The organism is Azospirillum sp. TSO22-1, assembly GCF_003116015.1.
GTDB lineage: Bacteria > Pseudomonadota > Alphaproteobacteria > Azospirillales > Azospirillaceae > Azospirillum.
This window is the reverse complement of sequence record NZ_LGQZ01000040.1, coordinates 1-25,230: the sequence shown is the minus strand read 5'-3', so window position 1 is coordinate 25,230 and position 25,230 is coordinate 1. Positions and strand designations below refer to the sequence as shown.

The window sequence follows — 25,230 nt, the reverse complement described above, 5'->3', positions numbered from 1 at the left end:
GAGCGGCGTTGCGCGCCCGCCGGGCTTTTCCGTTTGCACGGCGGCGGCGTGTCGGCTATTGACCGGCCCCGTGCGCCCGTGCTGCGGGCGGTGCCCTGAGAACGACCCAGCTTGAGCCATGCCCAACCCGTCCAGTTCCGCGCTGCTTCCCGCAGGCCTGCACGACGTGCTGCCGCTTGAGGCCGCGCATGAAGCCGCGGCGATCGAGCGGCTGATGGCCGCGTTCGAAGCTACCGGCTACGAACGCGTGAAGCCGCCGCTGGTCGAGTTCGAGGAGAGCCTGCTGTCCGGCTCCGGCGCCGCGATGGCGAAGCAGACCTTCCGCCTGATGGACCCGCTGTCGCAGCGCATGATGGCCGTGCGTGCCGACATGACGCCGCAGATCGCCCGCATCGCCACCACGCGCCTGGCCAAGGCGCCGCGCCCGCTGCGCCTGTGCTATGCCGGGCAGGTGCTGCGCGTGAAGGGCTCGCAGCTGCGCCCCGAGCGGCAGTTCGCCCAGGTCGGCGTCGAGATCATCGGCGTCCTCCAGCCGGAATCCGACGCCGAGGTGATCCTGCTCGCGTCCCGCGCGCTGGAGGCGGTGGGGGTGAAGCACCTGTCGGTGGACCTCTGCGTGCCGACCATGGTGCCGCTGCTCTTCGGCGCGCTGGGTCTCGACGAGGAGACGGCGGCGGCCCTGCGCGCTGCGCTCGACCGCAAGGACGCCGCCGCAGTGGCGGCGGTGGGCGGTCCGGCGGCGGAGCTTCTGGAGAAGCTGATCGTCGCCTCCGGCCCGGCCGAGCGCGCCATGGCTGCGCTGGCCGGCCTGTCGCTGCCCGAGGCGGCGGAAAAGGACCGCCGCCGCCTGACCGAGGTGGTGCGCCTGATCCGCGCCGCCAATCCGGGGCTGACGGTCACCATCGACTTCGTCGAGCACCGCGGCTTCGAGTACCAGACCGGCCTCAGCTTCACCCTGTTCGCGCGCGGTGTGCGCGGCGAGTTGGGCGGCGGCGGGCGCTACCGCGCCGGCAGCGGCAAGGACGACGAGGGCGAGCCCGCCACCGGGTTCACCCTCTACATGGACAGCGTGCTGCGCGCTGTGCCGGCGCCGCAGGCGCCACGCCGGGTTTTCGTGCCGCACGGCACCCCGGTGGACGAGGCGGCGGGGCTGCGCACCCAGGGCTGGGTGACGGTGGCCGGGCTGGAGCCCGCGCCCGACGTGAAGGCGGAAGCCAAACGTCTGGCCTGCAGCCATGTTTATACGGGCGGCGCGGTGTCGCCGGCGGAGTAGCGAAACTTTCCTCCTTCGGGAAAACAGCGGTTTTTATTGCGGAGATCGACATGGCCAACGTGGCGGTGGTCGGCGCCCAGTGGGGCGACGAGGGCAAGGGCAAGATCGTCGACTGGCTGTCCAGCCGGGCCGACGTCGTCGTCCGTTTCCAGGGGGGCCACAACGCCGGCCATACGCTGGTGATCAACGGCGTCACCTACAAGCTCAGCCTGCTGCCCTCCGGCGTGGTGCGCTCGGGCAAGCTGTCGGTGATCGGCAACGGCGTCGTCTTCGACCCCTGGGCCTTCCTCAAGGAGGTCGAGGGCATCCGTGAGAAGGGTGTCGACGTCAACCCGTCGAACCTGCTGGTGGCCGAGAACGTGCCGCTGATCCTGCCGATCCACGGCGCCATCGACCGCGCCCGCGAGGAAGCCCGCGGCGCCTCCAAGATCGGCACCACCGGCCGCGGCATCGGCCCGGCCTACGAGGACAAGGTGGCGCGCCGCGCCATCCGCCTGTGCGACCTCGCCGACGAGGCGCTGCTGGCCGAGAAGGTCGACCAGCTGCTGTTCCACCACAACGCCTCGCTGCGCGGCCTGGGTGCGGCGGAGATCAAGCCGGACGAGCTGCTGACCCCGCTGAAGGAGGTCGCGCCGAAGATCCTCCCCTACATGGCGGTGGTCTGGAAGCGGCTGGACGAGCTGCGCCGCGCCGGCAAGCGCATCCTGTTCGAGGGCGCGCAGGGCTCGATGCTCGACATCGACCACGGCACCTACCCGTTCGTCACCTCCTCCAACACGCTGGCCGGCAACGCCGCCACCGGCTGCGGCATGGGCCCGCGGGCGGTCGGCTACGTGCTGGGCATCTGCAAGGCGTACACGACGCGCGTCGGCTCCGGTCCCTTCCCGACCGAGCTGACGGACGACATCGGCGAGTTGATCGGCCAGCGCGGCAAGGAGTTCGGCGTGGTCACCGGGCGCAAGCGCCGCTGTGGCTGGTTCGACGCGGTGCTGGTCCGTCAGGCGATCAAGACCGGCGGCATCGACGGCATCGCGCTGACCAAGCTGGACGTGCTGGACGGCTTCGACGAGATCAAGGTGTGCGTCGGCTACCGCCTGGACGGGCAGGAGCTGGACCACTACCCGGCCGGCCAGAGCGCCCAGGCCCGCGTCGAGCCGATCTACGAGACGTTCGAGGGCTGGAAGGAGAGCACCCAGGGTGCTCGCTCCTGGGCTGAGCTGCCGGCGCAGGCGGTCAAGTACGTCCGCCATATCGAGGAGCTGATCCAGTGCCCGGTGGCCTTGCTGTCCACCAGCCCCGAGCGCGACGACACCATCCTGATGCACGACCCGTTCGCCGACTGAGGCCGGGTGGGGCCGGGCGGTTGCAGCGCGGCCCCGATTGCACTATCTTGGAGGGGAGGGAGGCCCGGTTTCCCGGACCTCCCCACCTTCTGGTTAGAGGTACTCGGCGGCGAAGCGGATCGTGACTCCCTTCGCCGTCACCTCCACCTTCAGGCTCAGACGCCAGCGTTTCCGCATGGTCCTACCCTCCGGTTCGCCGCACGGGGTAATTCCCGTGCGACGCGTATATCTGTATGGCATTTTCCTCTCTGCGTCGAGCGACGGCGTGTCGCGGTGACCGGCATCGCGGGCGTGAGCGTCGCCGTGCGAAGCGCGCTCGACCGCGCAACGTTAAGCGGTTATTTTCGCTGAACGACGCAAGCCAGGCTGCTCCGTGTGCCGAGAGTGAGGATCATCCCCCGCCAACCCGCCCGACGCCCGGCGCGTCGTCCGCGAGCGTGCCGCCATGTCGGGTGATACCGTCAAGCTGGCCGAGCGGTACGAGGTGGTGCCCAACTCGGCGCTTCCCGGCCTCAATTCGGTGAACGCCAACGCCTTCGCCGCGCGCTCGCTGCGCGGCAAGGGGACGGAGCCGTTCGCGGTGATCTGCTACGGCGCGGTGCCGCCGCGTGCCGACGTCGTGTCGACCTTCGCCAACGTCGACAACCCGGCGATCATGAAGCTGTTCGACTGGGGCGTCGTCGATTGGCCGGCGGACAAGACCCGGCGCTACTGCATGGTCTTCGAGAAGCCGGCCGGCCGCCGCCTGATGAACTCGCTGGCCGAGCCGATCGAGCCCATGCCCGAGGAGCAGCTGACCCGGCAGGTGGTGCAACTGGTGGTCAGCGCACTGAGGGAGCTGTCGAGCCGCGGCGTCGTGCACGGCGCCATCCGGCCGACCAACCTCTTCTACCGCGACGTGGCGTCCGGCACGCTGATGCTGGGCGAGGCGGTGACGGCGCCGCCCGGATTCGGCCAGCCGGTGCTGCTGGAGACCATCGAGCGCGGCATGGCCATGCCGTCCGGCCGCGGCAACGGGAGCATCGCCGACGACCTCTACTCGCTGGGCGCCACGCTGCTGATCCTGTTGCTGGGGCGCAACCCGGTGGCCGGCGTCGACGACGAGGCGTTGATCCAGACGAAGATCGAGCGCGGCTCCTACCCGGCGCTGGTCGGGCAGATGCGCCTGCCGCTCGCCATCGGCGAGGTGATCCGCGGCCTGCTGGTGGACGACCCCAAGCAGCGCTGGACGCTGAACGATCTCGACCTCTGGCTGTCCGGCCGCCGCCTCAGCCCGAAGCAGCCGCAGATCCCCAAGCGCGCGGCGCGCCCCATGGAGTTCCAGGGGCAGGATTACTGGTACTGCCGCACGCTGTCGCGCGCCTTCGGCCGCAGCCCGGTGGCGGCGACGCCGGTCATCGAGAGCGGCGAGCTGGACAAGTGGCTGCGCCGCAGCATGTCGGACGAGATCCGCGCCGACGCCGTCGCCAGCGCCATCCAGACGGCCTCTTCGGGCAAGGGCGGCACCGCCACCGACCGGCTGGTGGCGCGCGTGTGCATGGCGCTCGACCCGTCGGCGCCGATTCGCTACCGCACCAAGGCGGTGTTGCCCGACGGCGTCGGCCCGGCGCTGGCCGAGGCGTTCCTGCGCGGCGAGTCGCCGCAGTCGGTGGCCGAGGTCATCACCAACCAGCTGCCGATGTTCTGGGTCAACGTCCAGAGCGACTTCAAGCCGGAGTTCGTGCCGCTGGTCCACGCCTTCGACCAGCTGCGCACCTTCCTCGACCGCACGGCGCCGGGCCTGGGGCTGGAGCGCGTGCTGTACGAGGCCAACCCGGCGATGCCCTGCATCAGCCCGCTGGTGGCGGCGCAGTACCCGGTGGGGCCGGCCGACGTGCTGCGCGCGTTGGACTGGACGGCGTCCGGCGGTGAGCGCAACAAGGATCCCATCGACCGCCACATCGCCGCCTTCCTCGCCGCCCGCCACAAGCGCGCCGAGGAGATCCTGTACAGCCAGCTGTCGGCCTCCGTCGAGCCGATGCGGCGGATCATCGCCATGCTGACCATCCTGGCCGACGTGCAGGTGCGTACGAACACCGAGCCGCTGCCGCACCTGTGCGGCTGGGTGGTGGCGCTGCTCGACCCGGCGATCCGGCGCTTCCACAACCGCCCGCACCAGGAGGAGGTGCGTCGCCAGACCGATGCGGCGGCGCACAACGGCCGGCTGGCGGAGCTTCTGAAGATCGTCGACGACCCCGATTCGCTGCGCAAGGACAAGGCCGAGTTCGAGGCGGCGCAGATCGCCTACCGCGAGGCCAACGCGGAGATCGAGCGGCTGCGCCAGACCGTCGGCGACCGCGAGGGCATCATCGATTCCACCGGCCGGCAGGTGGCAGCCATCGCCTCCAGCGTCGTGTCGACCCTGCTGGTGGCCGGCATCATCCTGTTCTTCGCCTTGTAGGGAAGGGGACCCGCAGCCATGGCGAAAAAATCGCCCCCGCGCGGCGGAAAGCGCAAGAAGAAGAGCATCTGGACGTTCCTGCTGCTGCTGCTGCCCGCCGGGCTGGTGGTGCTGCCGACGTCGATCCTGTTCGGGCTGGGCATGATCCCGACCATGGTCGCCTACGTGATCGACCGCGACCCGGAGAAGCCGGCGCCGATCACCGTCGGCGGCCTGAACTTCTGCGGCTGCCTGCCGTACGCCATCGACCTGTGGAAGCACGGCGGCGGCATCAGCGCGGCGCTGAAGGTGTTCAGCGACCCGATGGCGTGGCTGGTGATGTACGGCGCCGCCGCGGTGGGCTGGGCCTTCTACTACGGCATCCCGCCGGCGGTGGCGAACGCCGAGGTCATGCGCTCCGAACGGCGCATCGACGCCTTGAAGCAGCGCAAGGTCGGCCTGGTGCAGGAATGGGGACCGGACGTCGCCGGCGACATGTTCGACGAATCCGGCGGCCCGGACGTCGGCTCGGCCGCCGCCCAGTAGGGTACCCGGCCGAATGGAACAGTTTGGAACACCGTGGAACAGTGTGCGGGGGCTGTTCAGTTCACCACCCGGGACGCTATGGACGCACCACGGGCGTTTGCGATTTAAATCCTAGGCGATCCGGCCGCGTTTGGCAAGGACCTTCGCGGCGGCGGCGGCCCTCAGCCCGCCAGCTTCTGCTCCAGCGCGGCGTTCTTGATGGACTTCTGCAGCTTCTCGAAAGCGCGCACCTCGATCTGGCGGACGCGTTCGCGGCTGATGCCGTACTTCTGCGACAGGTCCTCCAGCGTGGTCGGGTCGTCGCGCAGCCGGCGCTCGATCAGGATGTCGCGCTCGCGGTCGTTGAGGCCGGTCATCGCCGCCGCCAGCAGCGTGCGGCGCTTGCCCAGTTCCTCCTGCTCGGCCAGCGTGATCTCCTGGTTCGAGGTCTCGTCGACCAGCCAGTCCTGCCACTCGCCCTCGCTCTCGGCGCGCAGCGGCGCGTTCAGCGAGTGATCGGGTGCCGCCAGACGGCGGTTCATGTTGACCACGTCCTGCTCGGGCACCTCGAGCTTGGTGGCGATCTGCTGCACCTGCTCGGGGCTGAGGTCGCCCTCCTCGATGGCCTGCATCTGGCCCTTCAGCTTGCGTAGGTTGAAGAACAGCTTCTTCTGCGCGGCCGTGGTGCCCATCTTCACCAGCGACCAGGAGTGCAGGATGTATTCCTGGATGGCGGCGCGGATCCACCACATCGCGTAGGTGGCCAGCCGGAAGCCGCGGTCGGGGTCGAAGCGCTTCACCGCCTGCATCATGCCGACGTTGCCTTCCGAGATCAGCTCGGACAGCGGCAGGCCGTAGCCGCGGTAGCCCATGGCGATCTTCGCCACCAGACGCAGGTGGCTGGTGACCAGCTTGTGCGCCGCCTGCGAGTCCTCATGCTCCTGCCAGCGCTTGGCGAGCATGTACTCCTCCTGCGGCGCCAGCATGGGAAACTTGCGGATTTCCTGCAGGTAGCGCGAGAGGTTGCTTTCCGCGCTGATGACCGGAACGCTGGGAACTGCCGCCATGTCGAACCCTCTCTTCGGTCTCTTCCCAAGGCCTTCTTACGAGCGCCAGACCGATTTGGATCAAGTATGCCACGCCGTGGCGACGCCGCCACCTTCAAACGATAGCCCGCCCCGGACGGGGGGCATAGTTACATTTAATTCATTCTAAAGTCCGGATCAGGGCCTGCAGATCCCCCGGCAGATCGGTGGAGAAGCTCAGGCGCTCGCCGGTGCGCGGGTGCGCGAAGGTGAGGCCGACAGCGTGCAGGGCCTGCCTGGGGAAGCCAACAAGGGCGCCGCGCAGGGGTTCCGGCAGAGGGGCCGTCTTCGACCCACCCCTGTTTGATTTTCCGGGCCGGGTGGAGCGGCCGCGGCCGTACAGCGGGTCCCCCACCAGCGGATGGCCGATATGCGTCATGTGCACGCGGATCTGGTGGGTCCGGCCGGTCTCCAGCGTGCACTCCACCAGCGCCGCGCCGTTGTGAAAGGCTTTCAGCACGGTGTAGCGGGTGGCGGCGGGCTTGCCGCCGGCGACCACCGCCATCTTCTTGCGGTCGTGCGGGTCGCGGCCGATGTTGCCCTCGATCCGGCCCCGCGCCGGGGACGGCACGCCCCAGACCAGCGCCTGATAGGTGCGGCTGAGGCTGCGGCCGGAGAACTGTTCGGTCAGCGCGTGGTGCGCGCGGTCGTTCTTGGCGACGACCATCAGGCCGCTGGTGTCCTTGTCGAGTCGGTGCACGATGCCCGGCCGCTTGACGCCGCCGATTCCCGACAGGCTGTCGCCGCAATGCGCCAGCAGCGCGTTGACCAGCGTGTTGTCCGGATTGCCGGCAGCCGGGTGGACCACCAGACCGGCGGGTTTGTCGAGCACCAGCACGTCCTCGTCCTCGTAGACCACCTGGAGCGGAATGTCCTGCGCCTCGGGGATCGCGGGCTCAGCCTCGGGGATGAAAACGTCGAAAGTTTGGCCAGGTTTGACCCTCTGCGAGGGGTCCGCTATGGTCCGGCCCTCGAAGCGGACGTGGCCCTGCTCCAGCAGCGCCTGCGCGCGCGAGCGCGACAGGCCGTCGATGTGTGCGGCCAGTATCTTGTCCAGGCGCTCGCCAGCGGCGGTGTCGGGAACGGCGACGGTGTGCAGCCGTCCGCCGGTGTCGGGTCGTTCGTCGTTCTGCATGATTGTCTGAGAGTGGACCGGAACCGTGCGCGTTCTCAAGGCGGCCCTGATCATCATGGGCGTGTTCATCCTGGCCGGCTACGCCTATATGGGCGTCGAGGTGGTCAAACGCTTCTCCCGCCATGCGTCGGAACCGGCGCGCGAGGCGACGGAGGAGCGGCCGATCCCGCCGGTCGCCAGCGGCGTCGCGGCGCTAGGCCTGCCCGCCGGGGCGCGCATCGGCGACCTGGTGCCGGCCGGCAACCGCGTCGTGTTCAAGGTGACGGTGCCCGACGGGGCCGACACGCTCTACATCCTCGATCCGCGCACCGGCGGCGTCAGCCCGGCGGTGACCACCGGGAAGGCTTTCCAATGACCGGATACGATTTCCGCAGCGACAATGTGGCCGGCTGCGCGCCGGAGGTGATGGACGCCCTGGCGCTCGCCGCCCGCGGCGCCGCCGCCTCCTACGGCGCCGACGACTGGACCGAGCGGCTGAAGGCCCAGGTCGCGGCGCTGTTCGAGACCGAGGTGGCGGTGTTCCCGGTGGCCACCGGCACCGCCGCCAACTCCCTGGCGCTCGCCGCGGCGACTCCGCCGTTCGGGGCGGTCTACTGCCACGAGGAGGCGCACATCCACGTCGACGAGTGCGGCGCGCCGGAGCTGTACACCGGCGGCGCCAAGCTGGTCGGGCTGAAGGGCGATTCGGGCAAGCTGACGCCGGCGGTGGTCGACTCGGCGCTGGCCGGGGCGGGGATCGGCGTGGTGCACCGGGTACAGCCGGCGGCGCTCAGCCTGTCGCAGGCCACCGAGGCCGGCACCGTCTACCGCCCGGAGGAGGTCGCGGCGCTGGCCGACCTGGCGCACCGCGCCGGGCTGACCGTGCACATGGATGGCGCGCGGTTCGCCAACGCGATGGCGCGGCTGGGCTGCACGCCGGCCGAGCTGACCTGGAAGGCCGGAGTGGACGTGCTGTCGCTGGGCGGCACCAAGGGCGGCTGCTTCGCCGCCGAGGCGGTGGTGGTGTTCAACCCGGCGCTGGCCGACGACCTGGGCTTCCTGCGCAAGCGCGGCGGCCATCTGCTGTCGAAGATGCGCTTCGTCTCGGCGCAGCTGGAGGCGTGGCTGGCCGGCGGCCTGTGGCTGCGGCTGGCGCGGCACGCCAACGCCATGGCCGACCGTCTGGCGGCCGGGCTGGCCACGGTGCCGGGGGCGGAGATCGCCTTCGCGGTCGAGGCCAACGAGGTGTTCGTCCGCCTGCCGGAAGGCGCCATCGGGGCGCTGGAGACGGCCGGCTTCCGCTTCCACCGCTGGGAGGGATCGCTGCTGCGTCTGGTGACGGCGTTCGACACGCCGGCGTGCGCGGTGGACGAGTTCGTAAAAACTGCGGCGTCGGCGTAAAAAAGAGCTTGAACTCGGTTCGGCGTGTCGGTACATAACCGCCCACGCCGAACGACGTCCCCATCGTCTAGAGGCCTAGGACACCGCCCTCTCACGGCGGCAACCGGGGTTCGAATCCCCGTGGGGACGCCACCTTCTCCAAGGTGGGCAAGATGACGGAACGGGCTCAGCTTTGCGGCTGGGCCTTTTTTGTTGCCATGACTTGGAACCTTACGCGCGGCAGCCACCGCACGCCGAGCAGGGCGGCGAACACCGCGGCGTAGACCAGCGGCGCCGTCTGCCATCCCTTCACCAGCATGACGTAGTGCAGGCAGCCCGCAGCACCCGCGGCGAACACCGCCTTGTGCATGGTCCGCCAGCGCCGCCCGCCGAGGCGGCGGACCATGGCGTCGGTGGAGGTCGCCGCCAGCGCCGTCAGGACCAGGAAGGCGCCCATGCCGACGGTGATGTAGGGGCGCTTGACGATGTCCTTCCACACCGCGGCCCAGTCGAAGAACTGGTCGATGCCGACGTAGGTGGACAGGTGCACCACCGCGTAGAAGAAGGCGAACAGCCCGATCATCCGGCGGAAGCGCGCCAGCCCCGACAGCCCGGTCAGCCGGCGCAGCGGCGTGACCGCCAGCGCCAGCAGCAGGAAGCGCAGCGCCCAGACCCCGGTCTCCCGCACCGCGCCGGCGACCGGCTCCGCGCCCAGCCCGCCGGACAGCGCCAGCCACACCATCCACCCCAGCGGCAGCAGCGCCAGGGCGAACGCCGCCGGCTTGGCCCGGCGCGAGGCCAGGCGCGTCTCGATCCAGCGGCGCATCTCAGAAGCTCGCCTTCAGGTCCATGCCGGCGTACAGCGACGCGACCTCCTCGGCGTAGCCGTTGAACGGCAGCGTCTTGCGGCGCAGGAACTCGCCGACGCGGCGCTCGGTCGCCTGGCTCCAGCGCGGGTGGTCGACGTCCGGATTCACGTTGGCGTAGAAGCCGTACTCCTGCGCCTGCATGCGGTTCCAGGTGGTCGGCGGCTGGTCGCGGGTCAGCCGGATGCGGACGATCGACTTGATCGACTTGAAGCCGTACTTCCACGGCATCACCAGCCGCACCGGCGCGCCGTTCTGGTTCGGCAGCACGTCGCCGTACATGCCCACCGCCAGGATGGCCAGCGGGTGCATCGCCTCGTCCAGGCGCAGGCCCTCGACGTACGGCCACTCCATGAAGCCGGTGCGCAGCACCGGCATCTGGTCGGGGGCGTGCAGGGTCTGGAAGGCGACGTAGCGGGCCGCACCCGTGGGCTCCACCCGCTTCAGCAACTCGGCGAGCGGGAACCCGACCCAGGGGATCACCATCGACCACGCCTCGACGCAGCGCAGGCGGTAGATGCGCTCCTCCAGCGGGAAGTTCAGCAGGTCCTCGATGCCGAAGGTCGTCGGCTTGGCGACCTCGCCCTCGACGACGACCTCCCACGGCCGCGTGCGCAGGGCACCGGCGGCCTCGGCGGGGTCGGTCTTGGCGACGCCGAATTCGTAGAAGTTGTTGTAGGTGGTGGCCGACTTCTTCGGCGTCACCTCGTCCAGTTTGGCGTCCCGCGGCCGAACGGTGGTCGGCGCCTGGAGGGCCGCGGCCGCCGCGTCCGGGAACAGCGCCGCCGCGGCGCCGCCGGCCAGCAGCGAACGGCGCGACAGGAACAGCGGACGTGGCGTCACCTCGTCCTCGCGGGCCTGCGACGCCTTGGGGAACCTGAGCAGCATCCGACCGTCTCCACACCCGCCCATCAACACGGCCACCCTAACCGTGGTGGCGCAACGGCGCGAATCACACCGGGAACACAAGCGCGTGAGCGCGTCACGCGCCGTCGCTAATTGTCGCAAATTAAATTCAATCCAAAATTATCGGCCTTCCGTACAAGCCAATGGATATACGCCAATCGCCCGCGGCCGGATGACCGGACAGCGGCGGACGAGGGAAAGGGAAGGGCGCCATGCGAGACAACGGGCCGATCACCAACCGCGAAGTGGAGATGCAGGACGGCACTCTGCTGGTGTCGAGGACCGACACCGGCGGCCGCATCAGCTTCGTCAACCAGGCGTTCACCGACATCAGCGGCTTCTCCGAGGAGGAACTGCTGGGCTCGCCGCACAACCTCGTGCGCCATCCCCACATGCCCAAGGAGGCGTTCGCCAACCTGTGGGCGACCATCAAGGCCGGCCGTCCCTGGGAAGGGCTGGTGAAGAACCGGGCGAAGAACGGCGACCACTACTGGGTGCGCGCCAACGTCACGCCGTGGACCGAGGACGGGCGGATCACCGGCTACGTCTCGATCCGTTCCAAGCCGTCGCGCGACGACATCGCCGCCGCCGAGCGGATCTACGAGGCGATCCGCACCGGCAAGGGTGCCGGCTACGGGCTCGATGACGGCCAGGTCGTGCGCACCGGTGCCGCAGCCCGGCTGTCGACGGTGGCGGCCGGCATCACCGGCCGGATGATCGCGGCGTTCGTGCTGCTGGTCTGCGCCATGGTCGCGGTGTCGTGGATCTCGCTTGCCGGCATGCTCGACGCCGGGGATGCGCTGCGCGGCGTCTACCATGACCGGACGGTGCCGGCGGCGCAGCTTGGCGAGATCCAGGAGCGGCTGCGCAGCAGCGTGCAGCAGGTCGCCCTCGGCGTCCTGGAAGCCCGGTCGGGGGCCCCGGCCTCGGCGCTGGAGGCACGCGCGGCGGCCGTGGCGGCGAACGGCGGCCAGATCGCCGGCGTCTGGGAGCGCGTCATGGCCACGGCCCAGACGCCGGAGCAGGCCGCCCTGACGGCGCGCCTCGCCGGCCTCCGCGCCGCGCTCGATGCCGAGGGGTTCGCTCCGGCGCTGCGGCTGCTGCGCGCCGCCGACGCGGCCGGCGCCGAGCGGCATCTCAAGGAAAAGCTGATCCCGCTGTCCGACGGTGTCGCCGCGGCGGCCGGCGAACTGGTCGCCCTGCAGCTCCGCGTCGCCGGGCGCGAGGTCGGCGAGGCCGAGGAGGAGTACCGGGCTCACCTCATCATCGCGGCGGTCGTCAACGCGCTGGGCGCGCTCGGCGCCGTCGGGTTCTGCCTGCTGCTGCTGGCCACCATCCGCACCCCGCTGCGGCGCATGGAGGCGCACCTGGACGCCATCGCCCTCGGCAACTTCGCCTACGTCATCGAGAACGCCCGCGTGCCGGAGTTCACCCGCGTCACCGCGCTGCTGCGGGCGATGAAGGCGAAGCTCGCCTACTCGGTCCAGGAGAGCAACGAGCAGCGGCGCCGCGCCGAGCAGGACCGCACGGTGGCGCTGCGGAGCATGGCCGAGACGGTCGAGCGCGAAGCCGGCGCCGCGGTGTCGCAGGTCGCCGACCGCACCGGCGCCATGGCGCGCGACGCGCTGGGCATGGCCGGTTCGGCCGAGCGGGTCAGCGCCAACGCCCAGAGCGTGGCCGCCGCCGCCGAGCAGGCGCAGGCCAACGCCCAGACCGTCGCCGCCGCCAGCGAGGAGCTGGCCGCCTCGATCCGCGAGATCACCGCGCAGGTCGCGCATTCCGGCGCGGTCACCCGGCAGGCGGTGGAAACCGGGGTGCGCACCCAGGACACCATCCGCTCGCTGTCCGAGGCGGTCGGCCGCATCGGCGAGGTCGCCGGGCTGATCCAGAGCATCGCCAGCCAGACCAACCTGCTGGCCCTCAACGCCACCATCGAGGCGGCGCGGGCGGGCGAGGCCGGCAAGGGCTTCGCCGTGGTGGCGCAGGAGGTGAAGAACCTCGCCAATCAGACCGCCCGCTCGACCGACGAGATCACCCGGCAGATCGGCGAGGTGCAGGAGGCGACCAACTCGGCCGTCGAGGCGGTGGGGGCCATCGGCTCGACCATCGCCGAGATCGACCGCATCACCGCCGCCATCGCCGCCGCCATGGAGGAGCAGGCGGCGGCGACGCAAGAGATCACCCGCAGCGTCGTCGAGACCACCAACGCCGCGCAGGAGGTCGCCGTCCGCATCGCCGAGGTGTCGACCGAGGCCGACCTGACCGGCCGGCAGGCCACCCACGTCGGCGGCGCCAGCGACGACGTGGCGCACGCCATCGAGCGGCTGCGCACCGTGCTGGTCCGTGTCGTCCGCACCTCGACCAGCGACGCCGATCGGCGCGGCGACCCGCGCTTCGCGGTCGAGGCGCCGTGCGCCGTGGCGTTGGGCGGACAGGAGCAGGGTGCGGTTATCGGCAACCTGTCGCGCGGCGGGGCGATGCTCCGCGGCGTCGCGGCAGCGGCCCCCGGTGCCAGGGGAACGCTGGTGCTGGCCGACGCCGGGGTGCGGCTGGGCTTCACGGTGGTGCAGCGGGACGGGGAGGCGACGCACGTGCGCTTCGACGAGAAGGACCGCGACCAGCAGGCCTTCGCCGTCGCCTTCGAGCGGCTGACCCGCGGCCGCCTGCCCACCGACGTGGCCGGCGCCGCAGCCGAGACGCCGGAGCGCCGGCGGGCTTGATCGCTCCATCCCCGCCAGGACCCGTGCGGGTCCTGGCGGCGGCGCGCAGCCGATGCTACCGCTCGTTAACCCTCGCGGGCTTATGGTGCGTGCCCCGAGGGTTCTGGTATTACCGATGCTTCCTCTTCTTCCTGCCGGGCGGCCGTGATGGACGACGCGTTGCCGATGCCGATCGACCGAGCCGAGCTGGGGCGCCGCCTCGTGGAGGCGGCGGGCGACGCGATCCTCGTGGTCGACGCGCAGGGCGTCGTGCTGGACTGCAATCCCGCCGCCAGCGAACTGTTCCGCTGTCCGGCCGCGGCGATCGTCGGTCGCCACATCTCCGGCGAGCTGTCGCCGGAGCGCCAGCCGGACGGGCGGCCCTCCCTGGAGGTGGCGGCGGAGGTCGGCCGTCTGGTGCAGGCCGGGCACCGCCAGCAGATCGAATGGACCTACCGGCGCGCCGACGGCTCGCTGGTCGAGACGGAGGTGACGCTCGCCCCGGTGCAGACCGGCGAGGACGGCTTCCGCATCGTCATCGCCCGCGACATCTCGGCGCGCAAGGCGATGGAGAACCGCATGCTCCAGTCGGAGCAGAAGTTCGCCCAGCTGTTCGCCATCAGCCCCGACCCGATGATCGTGGCGGAGATCGACACCGGCCGCATCCTCGACGTCAACCTCAGCTTCGTCACCGGCTTCGGCTACGCCCGCGAGGAGGTCCTGGGCCGCAGCACGGTGGAGATCGGGCTGTGGGTCGACCCGTCGCAGCGCGCCGCCACGGTCGAGGTGATGCGCCGGCGCGGCCAGCTGCGCAACCACGAGGTGGATTTCCGCACCACGCGCGGCGAGGTGGTCACCGTGCTCGGCTCCTCGGCGGAGGTGCAGATCGACGGGCGCTCCTGCTGGCTGGTGCAGTTCAAGGACATCACCGAGCGCAAGGCCCACCTCGCCATGGTGGAGTTCCTGGCGCACCACGATTCGCTGACCGGGATGCCGAACCGCAAGCGGCTGCACGAGGTGGCGCGGCAGCGCATCGCGGACGCACAGGAGGGCGCGCAGGAGGGACAGCGCGCCTTCGCGCTGCTGCTGATCGACCTCGACCGCTTCAAGGAGGTCAACGACACGCTCGGCCACCACGTCGGCGACGAGCTGCTGCGCATGGTCTCGGCCCGGCTGGTCGAGGTGGTTGCCGACCGCGACGGCTTCGCGGCGCGCCTGGGCGGCGACGAGTTCGCCGTCGTCCTGCCCGGCGCCGGGCCGGAGGAGGCCAAGGGCTGGGCGCTGGAGTTCCTCACCGCGCTGCGCCGGCCCTTCACGCTGGAAGGCATGCGCCTGGACGTCGGGGCCAGCATCGGCATCGCCGTCTACCCGCAGGACGGCCGCGATTCCTCGACCCTGCTGCGCTGTGCCGACGTGGCGATGTACGTCGCCAAGCGCAAGCAGACCGGCTGGTCGCACTACATGGCGCAGGCCGACACGCACAGCGCCTCGCGCCTCGCGCTGATGGCCGACCTGGGCGACGCGATCCGCAGCGGGCAGCTGCTGCTGCACTACCAGCCGATCCTGCGGGTGGAGGATGGCACGACGGTCGGCGCCGAGGCGCTGGTGCGCTGGCAGCACCCGCACTTCGGCCTGATCCCGCCGGGCGAGTTCGTGCCGATGGCGGAGATGAGCGACCTCATCCACGCCATGACCGCCTGGGTGCTGGACGCCGCCGTGGCGCAGGCCGAGGCGTGGCGGGCGGGGGCTTTGCAGGCGGGGGGGCGGCCGTGGCGGATCGCCGTCAACCTGTCGGCCCGCAACCTGATCGACGAGTCGCTGCCCGACCAGGTGCGCGCCACACTGGAGCGGCACGGCCTGCCGCCCCGGCTGCTGGAGCTGGAGATCACCGAGACCGCCATGATGGCCGACCCGGACCGGGCGCTCGCCGTGCTCGGGCGGATCTCGGCGCTGGGGGTGGAGATCGCCATCGACGATTTCGGCACCGGCTATTCCTCCTTCGCGACGCTGCGCCGTCTGCCGCCCATCGCGTCGCTGAAGATCGACCAGAGCTTCGTGCGCCGCATGCTGTGCGATCCCGCCGACGCCGTGGTGGTGCAGACCATGGTCTCGCTCGCCCGCAACCTCGGCACCCGCGCGATCGCCGAGGGGGTGGAGTGCGCCGACCTGCTGGAGGCGCTGCGCCGCTGCGGCTGCGCCGAGGCGCAGGGCTACGCCATCGCCCGGCCGATGACGGCCGACGCGTTGGAGCGCTGGGCGGCGGAGCGGGACGGCGGCTAACGCACGGGTGGTGTTCGCCGAAGCGTCTGTTCGTCCGCCCGGCTTTGCGCCATGATGCGCCGCACGGACCGACGGACGCGGATTTTGCGGCATGGATGGGCTGATCACGACGACCACCGAGGCGGAAGCCTGGGACCGGCTGCGCGCCGAGGCCGCGGCGGCGGCGGCGGGCGAGGCGATGCTGCGCGGCGTGATGGAGTCGGCGGTGCTGGCGCACCACGGGCCGGAGGCGGCGCTGTCCGCCTGTCTGGCGCGCCGGCTCGCTGGGCCGGACGTCGGGCGCGAGCAGTTGGGCGAACTGGTCGATTCGGCGCTGCGCGGCGACCCGCGCATCCTGGGGGCGGCGTTCGCCGACCTCGCGGCCATCGTCGCCCGCGATCCGGCGGCCGACGGCTGGCTGACGCCGTTCCTGCACTTCAAGGGCTTCCACGCGCTGCAATGGCACCGGGTGGCGCACTGGCTGTGGAACGATGGGCGGCATGCGCTGGCGCACTACCTGCAGAACCGGGTGTCGGAGGTCTACGCCGTGGACATCCACCCGGCGGTGCCGGTCGGACGCGGCGTCTTCATCGACCACGGCACCGGCGTGGTGGTGGGCGAGACCGCGGTGATCGGCAACGACGTCTCGATCCTGCAGAACGTCACGTTGGGCGGCACCGGCAAGGAGCACGGCGACCGCCACCCCAAGGTGCGCGACGGCGTGCTGCTGTCGGCCGGCGCCAAGGTGCTGGGCAACATCGAGATCGGCGCGCGCGCCAAGGTGGGGGCGGGCAGCGTGGTGCTGAAGAGCGTGCCGCCCTGCGCCACCGTGGCCGGCGTGCCGGCGCGCATCGTCGGCTGGTGCTCCGGCATGGTGCCCGGCGTCGATATGGACCAGAGCCTGGGCGACGACTACCAGAACCTCGGGATCGACATCTGACGCGCGTCGGCGCTGGTCAAGGCCGCGGTTGCGTGCCACCTTTGTCCTTCCAGAACAAGGAAGAACGAGGGAGGAGTGGAGATGCGCAACACGCTGCTCGGCGCCGCGGTCGCCGGCTTGCTCGCGCTGCCGGCCATGGCGCAGACCGTGCCGGAGGGCTATCCGGCCAGCTACAAGGACACCATCGCCGCCGCCGTCAAGGAGGGCAAGGTGGTGGTCTATTCCTCCACCGACGCGGCGCAGGTGCGGCCGCTGCTGGACGACTTCAAGACGCTCTATCCGAACGTCACGGTGGAGTACAACGACCTCAATTCGACCGAGCTGTACAACCGCTTCATCTCCGAGGCGGCGGCCGGTGCGGGCAGCGGCGACGTGCTGTGGTCCTCGGCCATGGACCTGCAGATCAAGCTGGTCAACGACGGCTACGCCCAGGCCTACGAGTCGCCGGAGCTGAAGGCGCTGCCGCAGTGGTCGGTGTGGAAGAACGAGGCGTTCGGCACGACCTTCGAGCCGGTGATCTTCATCTACAACAAGCGCCTGGTGCCGGACGGCGACGTGCCGAAGACGCACGCCGACCTCGCCAAGCTGCTGGAGGCCAAGGCCGCCGAGTACAAGGGCAAGGTCACCGCCTACGATCCCGAGCGCTCGGGCGTCGGCTACCTGTTCGTGACGCAGGACGCGGCGGTGTCGCCGGGGGCGCGCGACCTGTTCCGCGCCTTCGGCAAGTCGGGCATCAAGCTCTACACCTCGGCCGGCGCCATGCTGGAGCGGGTGACCTCGGGCGAGCACCTCATCGGCTACAACATCTTCGGTTCCTACGCGCTGACGCGCTCGAAGAAGGACCCGAACATCGGCATCGTCTACCCCGAGGACTACACGCTGGTGATGTCGCGCGTCGCCTTCATCCCGAAGGCTGCCAAGAACCCGAACGCCGCCAAGCTGTTCCTCGACTACGTGCTCTCCAAGCGCGGGCAGACGCTGGTCGCCAACCAGGCCGAGCTGTTCTCGATCCGCGACGACGTCGCGGGCGAGGCGACGGCCAAGGCGGTCAACGCCAAGCTCGGCGACAAGGTGAAGCCGATCAAGGTCGGGCCGGAGCTGCTGTCGACGCTGGACCAGACCAAGCGCCTGACCTTCATCAAGCAGTGGCAGCAGGCGATGCAAGGCAAGTGAGGCGGCGATGCGGACCTCCTTCCCCCGCATCTCCGTCATCCTGGTGACCGCCCTGGTGGTGCTCGCACCGCTGGGGCTGGTCTTCTACCAGAGCTTCCTCGACAACCCGTTCTTCGCGCCGAAGATCCAGTTCACCCTGTCGGCGTACGAGTACGTGCTGACCGACGAGGACTTCCATTCGGCGTTCCTCAATTCGCTGATGATCGCGACGGGGATGACGGCCATCGCCGTGCCGCTGGGCGGCATCCTGGCCTTCCTGGTGGTGCGCACCGACCTGCCGGGGCGGCGCTGGCTGGAGCCGCTGCTGCTGCTGCCGGTGTTCCTGTCGCCGGTGGTGCTGGCCTTCGGCTACGTGGTGGCGGCGGGGCCGGTGGGCTTCCTGTCGCTGCCGGCCGAGGCGTGGTTCGGCTTCGTGCCGTGGGACATCTATTCCATCACCGGGCTGGTGCTGGTGGCCGGGCTGACGCACGTGCCGCACGTCTACCTCTACGCCTCCTCGGCGCTGCGCGGCGTGTCGTCCGACCTGGAGGAGGCGGCGCGCGTCGGCGGCGCCGGGCCGTGGCGGGTGGCCATCGACGTCAGCCTGCCGATGGTGATGCCGGCGCTGCTGTACGCCGGCGTGCTGGTGTTCTTCCTGGGCTTCGAGCTGTTCGGGCTGCCGCTGGTGCTGGGCGACCCGCAGGGCATCCTGGTGATGTCCACCTACCTCTACAAGCTGACCAACCTGCTGGGCACGCCGTCGTACCAGCTGATGGCCGTCGTCGTCGTGGCGCTGGTGTTCGTCACCTTCCCGCTGGTGGTGTTGCAGCGCACGCTGCTGCGGCAGGCCGGCAAGTACGTCACCATGAAGGGCAAGGGCGCGCGGCAGACGCCGCTGAAGCTCGGCGGCTGGAAGTGGCTGGCGCTGGGCCTGCTGGCGCTGTGGCTGGTCGCCACGGTGGTGATCCCGCTGGCCGGCATCGGCCTGCGCTCCGTGGTCAGCTCGTGGGGACGGGGGGTGACATTGGCCGACCAGCTGACGCTCGCCCACTACCGCGACCTGTGGGAATACCCGAACCTGATCCGCGGCATCCTCAACACGCTGGGCATCGGCGTCATCGGCGGGGCGCTGTCGGTTGCGTGCTACACCGCCGTCGCGCTGGCGGCGCACCGCTGGCCGTCCAGGTGGGTGCGGCTGCTCGACTTCCTGGTGCTGGTGCCGCGGGCCATGCCGGGGCTGGTCGCCGGCCTCGCCATCCTGTGGATCTTCCTGTTCGTGCCGGGGCTCGGCTATCTCAAGAGCACCATGATCAGCGTGTGGATCGCCTACTCGGTGGTGTGGCTGGCCTACGGCATGCGGCTCATCAGCTCGGCGCTCCTGCAGGTGGCGCCGGAGCTGGAGGAGGGGGCGCGGGTCGTGGGAGCGGGGCCGCACCGGGTGAACCTGGATGTCACCATCCCGCTGATCCGCTTCGGCCTGCTGGGCAGCTGGCTGCTGATCTTCATGATCTTCGTGCGCGAGTACTCCACCGGCATCTACCTGCTGGGGCCGGGAACGGAGGTGATCGGCTCGCTGCTCGTCTCGCTGTGGGGGACGGGCGACATCGACCTGATCTCCGCGCTGTCCGTCATCAACGTCGCGATGGTGGGGGTGGGGCTGCTGGCCGCGCTCCGCCTGGGGGTGCGCCTGCATGGCTGAGCTGAGCGTCGAGAACGTCCGCCTGCGGCTGGGCGGCATGGAGATCCTGAAGGGCGTGTCCATGGAGCTGGAGCGCGGGCAGGTGGTCGCCCTGCTCGGCCCCTCGGGGAGCGGCAAGACCACGCTGCTGCGCGCCGTGGCCGGGCTGGAGCAGCCGTTCGCCGGGCGCATCTCGCTGGGCGGCCGGCCGGTGTTCGACGCGGGCGCGCGCATCGACCTGCCGGCGGAGAAGCGCAACCTCGGCCTCGTCTTCCAGTCCTACGCGCTGTGGCCGCACCGCACGGTGTTCGACAACGTGGCGTACGGGCTGAAGCTGCGCGGCGTGGGGAGCGGCGAGATCCGCCAGCGGGTCGAGCAGGTGCTGGGCCAGATCGGCCTGGGCCAGCACGCCGGGCGCTTCCCGCACCAGCTCTCCGGCGGGCAGCAGCAGCGCGTGGCGCTGGCCCGCGCACTGGTCTACAGCCCGCCGGTGATCCTGCTGGACGAACCGCTGTCCAACCTCGACGCCAAGCTGCGCGAGGAGGCGCGGGCGTGGCTGCGCGAGCTGATCGTCACGCTGCACCTCTCGGCGCTGTGCGTGACGCACGACCAGGTCGAGGCGATGGCCATCGCCGACCGCATTCTGCTGCTGAACGCCGGGCAGGTCGAGCAGGCCGGCACGCCGCAGGAGATGTACGGCGCGCCGAAGAGCCTGTTCGTGGCCGAGTTCATGGGCGCCAACAACCGCCTGGACGGCACGCTGGCCGAGCGGCGCGACGGCTACGCCGCGCTGGCGGTGGCGGGAAAAGCGCAGGACGAGCCGCTGCTGTGGGGCCGCATGCAGGGCGAGCGCGCGGCGGGCGGCCCGGCGACGGGCATCGTGCGGCTGGAGTCCGTGCGCCCGGCGGACGGGCCGGGGGAGAACCGGCTGGGGCTGGAGCTGGTGACCTCGATGTACCTGGGCGAGCGCTGGGAGTACCTGTTCCACCGCGGCCCGCTGAAGGTGCGCGCCTACGGCGACCGCGAACTAGCGCCCGGCCGCCACTGGCTGGAGTTCCCGCCCGACCGGGTGTGGCTCTTCTGAGGCGCGCGGCCGCCAGGGGATGGTGAGGCCGGACTTCTCCGCGCACTCGTAGTGCCACGGATGCCCCTCGCGGTCGCCGGCCCAGTGCGCCTGGCCGCGCAGCACCGGCAGGCCGCAGCAGCGGCAGAGCAGGCGGGAGACGGTCGATTGGTCGGACATGGCGGCCTCTGGCAAGCGGCGGTACCGCATGCCTAGCACCTTCGGCCGATGGCGGAAACCTTTTATGGTTAATACCGATAAAATGTCACGGATCTGAGGCGTATTGCCCCCACCCCGACCCTCCCCCGCTTCGCAGGGGAGGGAGCTCCGCCGTATTCCCCCTCCCCTGCGAAGCGGGGGAGGGGGCAGGGGTGGGGGCAAGCGCGTCTGCTACTCCGCCGCCTTCCCGATCTCCGGCACCTCGCACCCGGTGGCGCAGCAGCGCCCCGGCTGCTTCGACACCCGCCGGCCCTCGTCCGCCACGCCGCGCTCCAGCAGGCGTTCGACCAGCTCGACCTTCTCCATGACCGGGTAGTTGCGCCAGATCTCCCGCTTCATCGCCTCCGGCGAGCCGCCGCCGTGCAGCGAGATCATCGAGTACCAGCCGCCCTGGTTGGACGCCGTCAGGTCCTCGACCAGCCGCGCCACCTCCAGCCGCTGCGCCGCCGGGATGTCCGGCCGGCCGGCGAGCACCGCGGCGAGCGACGCCGCCGTCTCGGGGTTGTGGTCCTCGTCCGGGCCGGGCAGGGCGACCACCAGCCCGCCGGACACATAGTGGGCCAGCCGGTGCATGTCGTAGATCTGTGTCGCCAGCAGCAGCTTGCCGATGTTGGAGAACACCGCGTCGGGCATGATCGAGCCCGCCGGGTCCTTCATCCCGTAGACCGATGCCGCCACGCCGCAGGCAAAGAAGCCCTCGACGATCTTGATGAGGTCGACCATGGCGTCGCGGATGTGGCCGTGCCGGTCGGGGTCGAGGCCGTTCGCCTCGATCATCAGCGCACCGGCGCCGATCAGCAGGTCGCCGAAGCCAGCCCGCGCGCCGATGCAGGAGTGCCGGTGGTGGGTGGCGTAGCTGGTGGTGAGGAAACCGCCCTCCTCGGTCTCGCCGGCCAGGAACACGTGCTCCCACGGCACGAACACGTCGTCGAACACCACCACGCCGGTGGACTGGCCGTAGCGGCCGGAGAACTTCGCCGCCGCCTCGCCGGGGCGGCCGGCCGGGCGGGCGACGATGGTGACGCCCGGCGCGTCCGCCGGCACCGCGCAGCAGACGGCGAAATCCGCGTCCTCCGGCGTCATGGTGCGGCAGGGCATCACCAGGAACTCGTGCATGTAGGGGGCGCCGGTGACGATGGCCTTGGTGCCGCGGATGACGACGCCGTCCGGCCGGCGCTGGGAGATGTGCACGTAGACGTCGGGGTTGGCCTGGGCGCCAGGGCGCTTCGAGCGGTCGCCCTTGGCGTCGGTCATGGCGATGCCGAGCGTCAGGTCCTCGTCCTGCACCCGGTGCAGGTAGGCGAGGAAGCGCTGGTGGTAGTCGGTGCCGTGCGCGTCGTCGGTGCGCTTGGTGGCCTGGAACAGGCCGTTCAGCGCGTCGTGCGACAGGTAGCGCTGGGCGCAGCCGGACTCGCGGCAGACCAAGCGCACCGCCTCCAGCTTGTAGAGCAGGTCGGTGCTGGTCTCGTTGATGTGCAGCATGCGGTTGACAGTCTTGGCCGAGGTGCCCTGGCGCGCCGTCATCAGCGTCGCGTGCTCCGGCCGCAGCGCGAAGTCGTAGGTGATGCCGACGGCGTTGACGCCGGGCGCGAGGCTAGGCTCGTCCGCCACGCTGTCCACCGCGCGGCCGTCGACGAACACCCGCGGGGCGTAGCGGCGCAGCGACTCCCGATAGTCCGCGGCGGACATCAGCATGACCATACCCTCCCGTATTTTTTCCCAGTGTTGCCCGTTTCGCGGAACGGGGCAACAATCCGAACGCAAACGTGAGGAGGTATGCATGGCGCGCTGGGTCGTGGGCGTGACCGACCACATGATGCCGCCGCTCGACCTGGAGGCGGCGGCGCTGGGGCCGGAGGTGGAACTGGACTACCTGGACGTCCGGCGGGAGGAGGATCTCGACCCGGCACGCCTCGCCCGGCTCGACGCGCTGCTGGTATGGAGCGTGCCGGTGACGGCGCGCAGCATCCCGCACCTGACGCGCTGCCGGCTGGTGGTGCGGTTCGGCGTGGGGTACGACAAGGTGGACGTGGCGGCGCTGACTGCCGCCGGCATCCTCTTCGCCAACAACCCCGACTACGGCACCGAGGAGGTCGCCGACCACGCGCTGGCGCTGATCCTGTCGCTGCAACGCCGCTTGTGGGAGCATGACGCGCGGGCGCGGACCTACACCACGCGCTGGCAGACCAACACGCTGTCGCCGCTGCGCCGCTCCTCGGCGGCGACGGTGGGCGTGGTCGGGGTGGGGCGGATCGGCACGGCCATGGTCAACCGGCTGAAGCCGTTCGGCTACCGGATCCTTGGGTACGATCCCTACCAGCCGGCCGGGCACGAGAAGGCGGTCGGCTACATGCGGGTGCGGCACCTGGACGAACTGCTGGGGCAGGCGGATTTCGTGACCTTCCACTGTCCGGCCAACCGCGAGACCCGCGGCATGCTCGACGCCGCGCGGCTGGAGCGCTTCAAGCCGGGGGCGATCCTGGTGAACACGGCGCGCGGCGACCTGCTGGACGGGCTCGACGCGTTGGAGGCGGCGTTGCGCAGTGGCCGGCTGGCGGCGGCGGGGCTGGACGTGCTGCCGAGCGAGCCGCCGCAGCCGCACCCGCTGCTGGACGCGTGGCGGGGGCGGGAGGAGTGGCTGGCCGGGCGGCTGGTCATCACGCCGCACAACGCGTTCCACTCGGACGAGGCCGGCGTGGAGATGCGGCGGAACGCGGCGGGGACGGTGCGGATCTTCCTGGAGGACGGGGTGCTGCGGAACCGGATTTTGGAGTAGGCAAACGCGCCCTCCCCCTGCTCCGCAGGGGGAGGGAGGGACCCGCGCAGCGGGAGGGTGGGGGCGACGGCTTTTCCGATAGGCCGCTGCCCCCACCCAACCCTCCCCCAGCGGGGCTGGGAGAGGGCTCGCGTCTCCCTACAAAGCCCCGAAATCGATCGGCTTGGTCCGGTCCAGCGTCCGGTGCACCGGCGGCAGCGGGTACTTCAGCCCGGTCGCGCAGTTGAACAGCACCGCGCGGTCGCTCTTCGCCACCCGCCCGTCGGCCAGCGCCAGCTTGTACGCCGCGTAGGTCGCCGCCCCCTCGGGGCAGAGCAGGAAGCCCTCCTCGCGAGCCGCCTCGTCCAGCGCCGCCTGGATGGCGTCGTCGGGCACCGCCACGGCGAAGCCGCCGCTTTCGCGCACGGCGCGCAGGATCAGGAAGTCGCCCACCGCCTGCGGCACGCGGATGCCCGACGCGATGGTGTGCGCGTCCTCCCAGCGCGGCGCGTGCTCCTCGCCCTGTTCCCAGGCGCGGACCATCGGCGCGCAGCCGGCGGCCTGCACCGCCACCATGCGCGGGCGCTTGGAGCCGATGAAGCCGATGGCCTCCAGCTCGGCGAACGCCTTCCACATGCCGATCAACCCGGTGCCGCCGCCGGTGGGATAGAAGATCACGTCCGGCACCTCCCAGCCGAGCTGCTCGGCCAATTCCAGGCCCATGGTCTTCTTGCCCTCGATCCGGTACGGCTCCTTGAGGGTGGAGGTATCGAACCAGCCGGCCTCCGCCTTGCCCTGGCCGACGATCTTGCCGCAGTCGTCGATCAGCCCGTTGACCCGGTACACCGTGGCGCCCTGCAGCTCGATCTCGGAGACGTTCACCTCCGGCGTGTCCTCCGGGCAGAAGATGGTGGTCCGGATGCCGCAGCGGCTGGCGTAGGCGGCCAGCGCGGCGCCGGCGTTGCCGTTGGTCGGCATTGCCATGTGTTCGATGCCCAGCGCCTTCGCCATGGACACCGCCATCACGAGGCCGCGCGCCTTGAACGATCCGGTCGGCAGCCGGCCTTCGTCCTTCACCAGCAGTTCCGACGCACCGAGCTTCGCGGCGAGGCGGGGCAGGGGCACGAGCGGGGTCACCGCCTCGCCGAGGCTGACGATGTCCTTGACGCGGCGCACCGGCAGCAGCTCGCGGTAGCGCCAGAGGTCCTGCGGGCGCCGGGCCAGCGCGTCCTTGCTCAGCGTATTGCGTACGCCGTCGAGGTCGTAGCGCACCAGCAGCGGCTTGCCGGCGGCCGACAGGTTGTGCACGCGGTCGGCCTCGTAGCGCTCGCCGGTGTAGGAGCACTCCAGATGGGTGACGAAGGTCGGACGCTCGGTGGTCAGGTTGGCGTCGAAACGCACGGTGGGGTCTCCTGTGGTTCACCTCTCCCGCTCCGGGAGAGGTCGGCCCGAAAGGGCCGGGTGAGGGGTTGCTCCCTCCCCCGCCCCGGGGGAGGGTTGGGGTGGGGGTAGCGCAAGGATCCTTGCCGTTACCCTCACCCCGCCGCCGCGCGG

General features: G+C 70.8%; 20 protein-coding genes and 1 tRNA gene. 14 read left to right on the top strand and 7 right to left on the bottom strand.

All coding sequences use genetic code 11. The features are described 5' to 3' along the window. Positions 1–118 precede the first annotated feature (118 nt). The 4 genes from TSO221_RS12200 (at position 119) to TSO221_RS12185 (ending at position 5,581) form a co-directional block, all read left to right on the top strand. Entirely contained in the window at positions 119–1,273 is a 1,155-nt protein-coding gene (locus TSO221_RS12200) for an ATP phosphoribosyltransferase regulatory subunit (protein ID WP_109118769.1), read from the top strand. 50 nt (positions 1,274–1,323) lie between these two features. Then, positions 1,324–2,616 carry an adenylosuccinate synthase gene (locus tag TSO221_RS12195; protein WP_109118768.1) on the top strand — a complete coding sequence of 431 codons (1,293 nt, stop codon included), beginning with the start codon at positions 1,324–1,326 and terminating at the stop codon, positions 2,614–2,616. Between the two features lie 445 nt (positions 2,617–3,061). Beyond that, complete coding sequence (locus TSO221_RS12190; protein ID WP_109118767.1) at positions 3,062–5,056, top strand: serine/threonine protein kinase; 1,995 nt, start codon at positions 3,062–3,064, stop codon at positions 5,054–5,056. A gap of 18 nt (positions 5,057–5,074) precedes the next feature. Further along, the gene (locus TSO221_RS12185) at positions 5,075–5,581 is read left to right on the top strand and encodes a hypothetical protein (RefSeq protein ID WP_109118766.1); all 507 of its coding nucleotides are present in this window, start codon (positions 5,075–5,077) and stop codon (positions 5,579–5,581) included. Between the two features lie 161 nt (positions 5,582–5,742). Here the strand turns inward: TSO221_RS12185 and rpoH are convergent, their stop codons facing one another. Continuing rightward, the gene (rpoH, locus tag TSO221_RS12180) at positions 5,743–6,627 is read right to left on the bottom strand and encodes an RNA polymerase sigma factor RpoH (protein ID WP_109118765.1); all 885 of its coding nucleotides are present in this window, start codon (positions 6,625–6,627) and stop codon (positions 5,743–5,745) included. Positions 6,628–6,766: 139 nt separating this feature from the next. Next, positions 6,767–7,780: an RluA family pseudouridine synthase gene (locus TSO221_RS12175; protein WP_109118764.1), complete on the bottom strand. Its 1,014-nt coding sequence runs from the start codon at positions 7,778–7,780 to the stop codon at positions 6,767–6,769. Positions 7,781–7,805: 25 nt separating this feature from the next. On the opposite strand from TSO221_RS12175, the gene TSO221_RS12170 reads away from it, so the two are divergent. The 3 genes from TSO221_RS12170 to TSO221_RS12160 all read left to right on the top strand — a co-directional run bounded on the left by TSO221_RS12170 (position 7,806) and on the right by TSO221_RS12160 (position 9,292). After that, positions 7,806–8,135, top strand: a complete 330-nt coding sequence (locus TSO221_RS12170) for a hypothetical protein (protein WP_109118763.1) — start codon at positions 7,806–7,808, stop codon at positions 8,133–8,135. Continuing rightward, complete coding sequence (locus TSO221_RS12165) at positions 8,132–9,160, top strand: beta-eliminating lyase-related protein (protein ID WP_109118762.1); 1,029 nt, start codon at positions 8,132–8,134, stop codon at positions 9,158–9,160. The genes TSO221_RS12170 and TSO221_RS12165 overlap by 4 nt, the downstream gene beginning before the upstream one ends. A 56-nt stretch (positions 9,161–9,216) precedes the next feature. Next, a tRNA-Glu gene (locus TSO221_RS12160) sits at positions 9,217–9,292 on the top strand. A gap of 34 nt (positions 9,293–9,326) precedes the next feature. Here the strand turns inward: TSO221_RS12160 and TSO221_RS12155 are convergent. Together TSO221_RS12155 and msrP are read right to left on the bottom strand one after the other, a co-directional pair. Beyond that, entirely contained in the window at positions 9,327–9,965 is a 639-nt protein-coding gene (locus TSO221_RS12155) for a protein-methionine-sulfoxide reductase heme-binding subunit MsrQ (RefSeq protein ID WP_109118761.1), read from the bottom strand. A 1-nt stretch (position 9,966) separates the two neighbouring features. Beyond that, positions 9,967–10,893: a protein-methionine-sulfoxide reductase catalytic subunit MsrP gene (gene msrP, locus TSO221_RS12150; RefSeq protein WP_109118760.1), complete on the bottom strand. Its 927-nt coding sequence runs from the start codon at positions 10,891–10,893 to the stop codon at positions 9,967–9,969. Between the two features lie 230 nt (positions 10,894–11,123). On the opposite strand from msrP, the gene TSO221_RS12145 reads away from it, so the two are divergent. From TSO221_RS12145 to TSO221_RS12120, 6 genes are all read left to right on the top strand, one after another. Further along, positions 11,124–13,631 (top strand): methyl-accepting chemotaxis protein, encoded by a 2,508-nt coding sequence (locus TSO221_RS12145; RefSeq protein WP_109118759.1) that lies wholly within the window; start codon positions 11,124–11,126, stop codon positions 13,629–13,631. Between the two features lie 147 nt (positions 13,632–13,778). Then, positions 13,779–15,890, top strand: a complete 2,112-nt coding sequence (locus tag TSO221_RS12140) for an EAL domain-containing protein (protein WP_109118758.1) — start codon at positions 13,779–13,781, stop codon at positions 15,888–15,890. Positions 15,891–15,981: 91 nt separating this feature from the next. Then, entirely contained in the window at positions 15,982–16,809 is an 828-nt protein-coding gene (gene cysE, locus TSO221_RS12135) for a serine O-acetyltransferase (RefSeq protein WP_109118757.1), read from the top strand. Positions 16,810–16,890: 81 nt separating this feature from the next. Further along, positions 16,891–17,982: an ABC transporter substrate-binding protein gene (locus TSO221_RS12130; protein ID WP_109118756.1), complete on the top strand. Its 1,092-nt coding sequence runs from the start codon at positions 16,891–16,893 to the stop codon at positions 17,980–17,982. A 7-nt stretch (positions 17,983–17,989) separates the two neighbouring features. Continuing rightward, positions 17,990–19,660 carry an iron ABC transporter permease gene (locus tag TSO221_RS12125; RefSeq protein ID WP_109118755.1) on the top strand — a complete coding sequence of 557 codons (1,671 nt, stop codon included), beginning with the start codon at positions 17,990–17,992 and terminating at the stop codon, positions 19,658–19,660. Continuing rightward, the gene (locus TSO221_RS12120) at positions 19,653–20,723 is read left to right on the top strand and encodes an ABC transporter ATP-binding protein (protein WP_109118754.1); all 1,071 of its coding nucleotides are present in this window, start codon (positions 19,653–19,655) and stop codon (positions 20,721–20,723) included. The genes TSO221_RS12125 and TSO221_RS12120 overlap by 8 nt, the downstream gene beginning before the upstream one ends. Here TSO221_RS12120 and TSO221_RS34990 read toward each other — a convergent pair. Both TSO221_RS34990 and TSO221_RS12115 read right to left on the bottom strand, forming a co-directional pair. After that, on the bottom strand, positions 20,667–20,882 hold the full coding sequence (locus TSO221_RS34990; RefSeq protein ID WP_146208786.1) for a hypothetical protein: 216 nt from the start codon (positions 20,880–20,882) through the stop codon (positions 20,667–20,669). The two genes, TSO221_RS12120 and TSO221_RS34990, sit on opposite strands and share 57 nt — an antisense overlap. Positions 20,883–21,092: 210 nt before the next feature. Next, complete coding sequence (locus TSO221_RS12115; RefSeq protein WP_109118778.1) at positions 21,093–22,616, bottom strand: 4-hydroxyphenylacetate 3-hydroxylase N-terminal domain-containing protein; 1,524 nt, start codon at positions 22,614–22,616, stop codon at positions 21,093–21,095. A gap of 85 nt (positions 22,617–22,701) precedes the next feature. Here TSO221_RS12115 and TSO221_RS12110 point away from each other — a divergent pair, with 85 nt between their 5' ends. After that, positions 22,702–23,697, top strand: coding sequence for a C-terminal binding protein (locus TSO221_RS12110; protein WP_109118753.1), 996 nt, complete (start codon positions 22,702–22,704; stop codon positions 23,695–23,697). A gap of 138 nt (positions 23,698–23,835) precedes the next feature. On the opposite strand, the gene TSO221_RS12105 is transcribed toward TSO221_RS12110, so the two are convergent. Next, a complete protein-coding gene (locus tag TSO221_RS12105; protein WP_109118752.1) occupies positions 23,836–25,077 on the bottom strand; it encodes a threonine synthase in 1,242 nt (413 codons plus the stop codon). Positions 25,078–25,230: the final 153 nt, after the last annotated feature.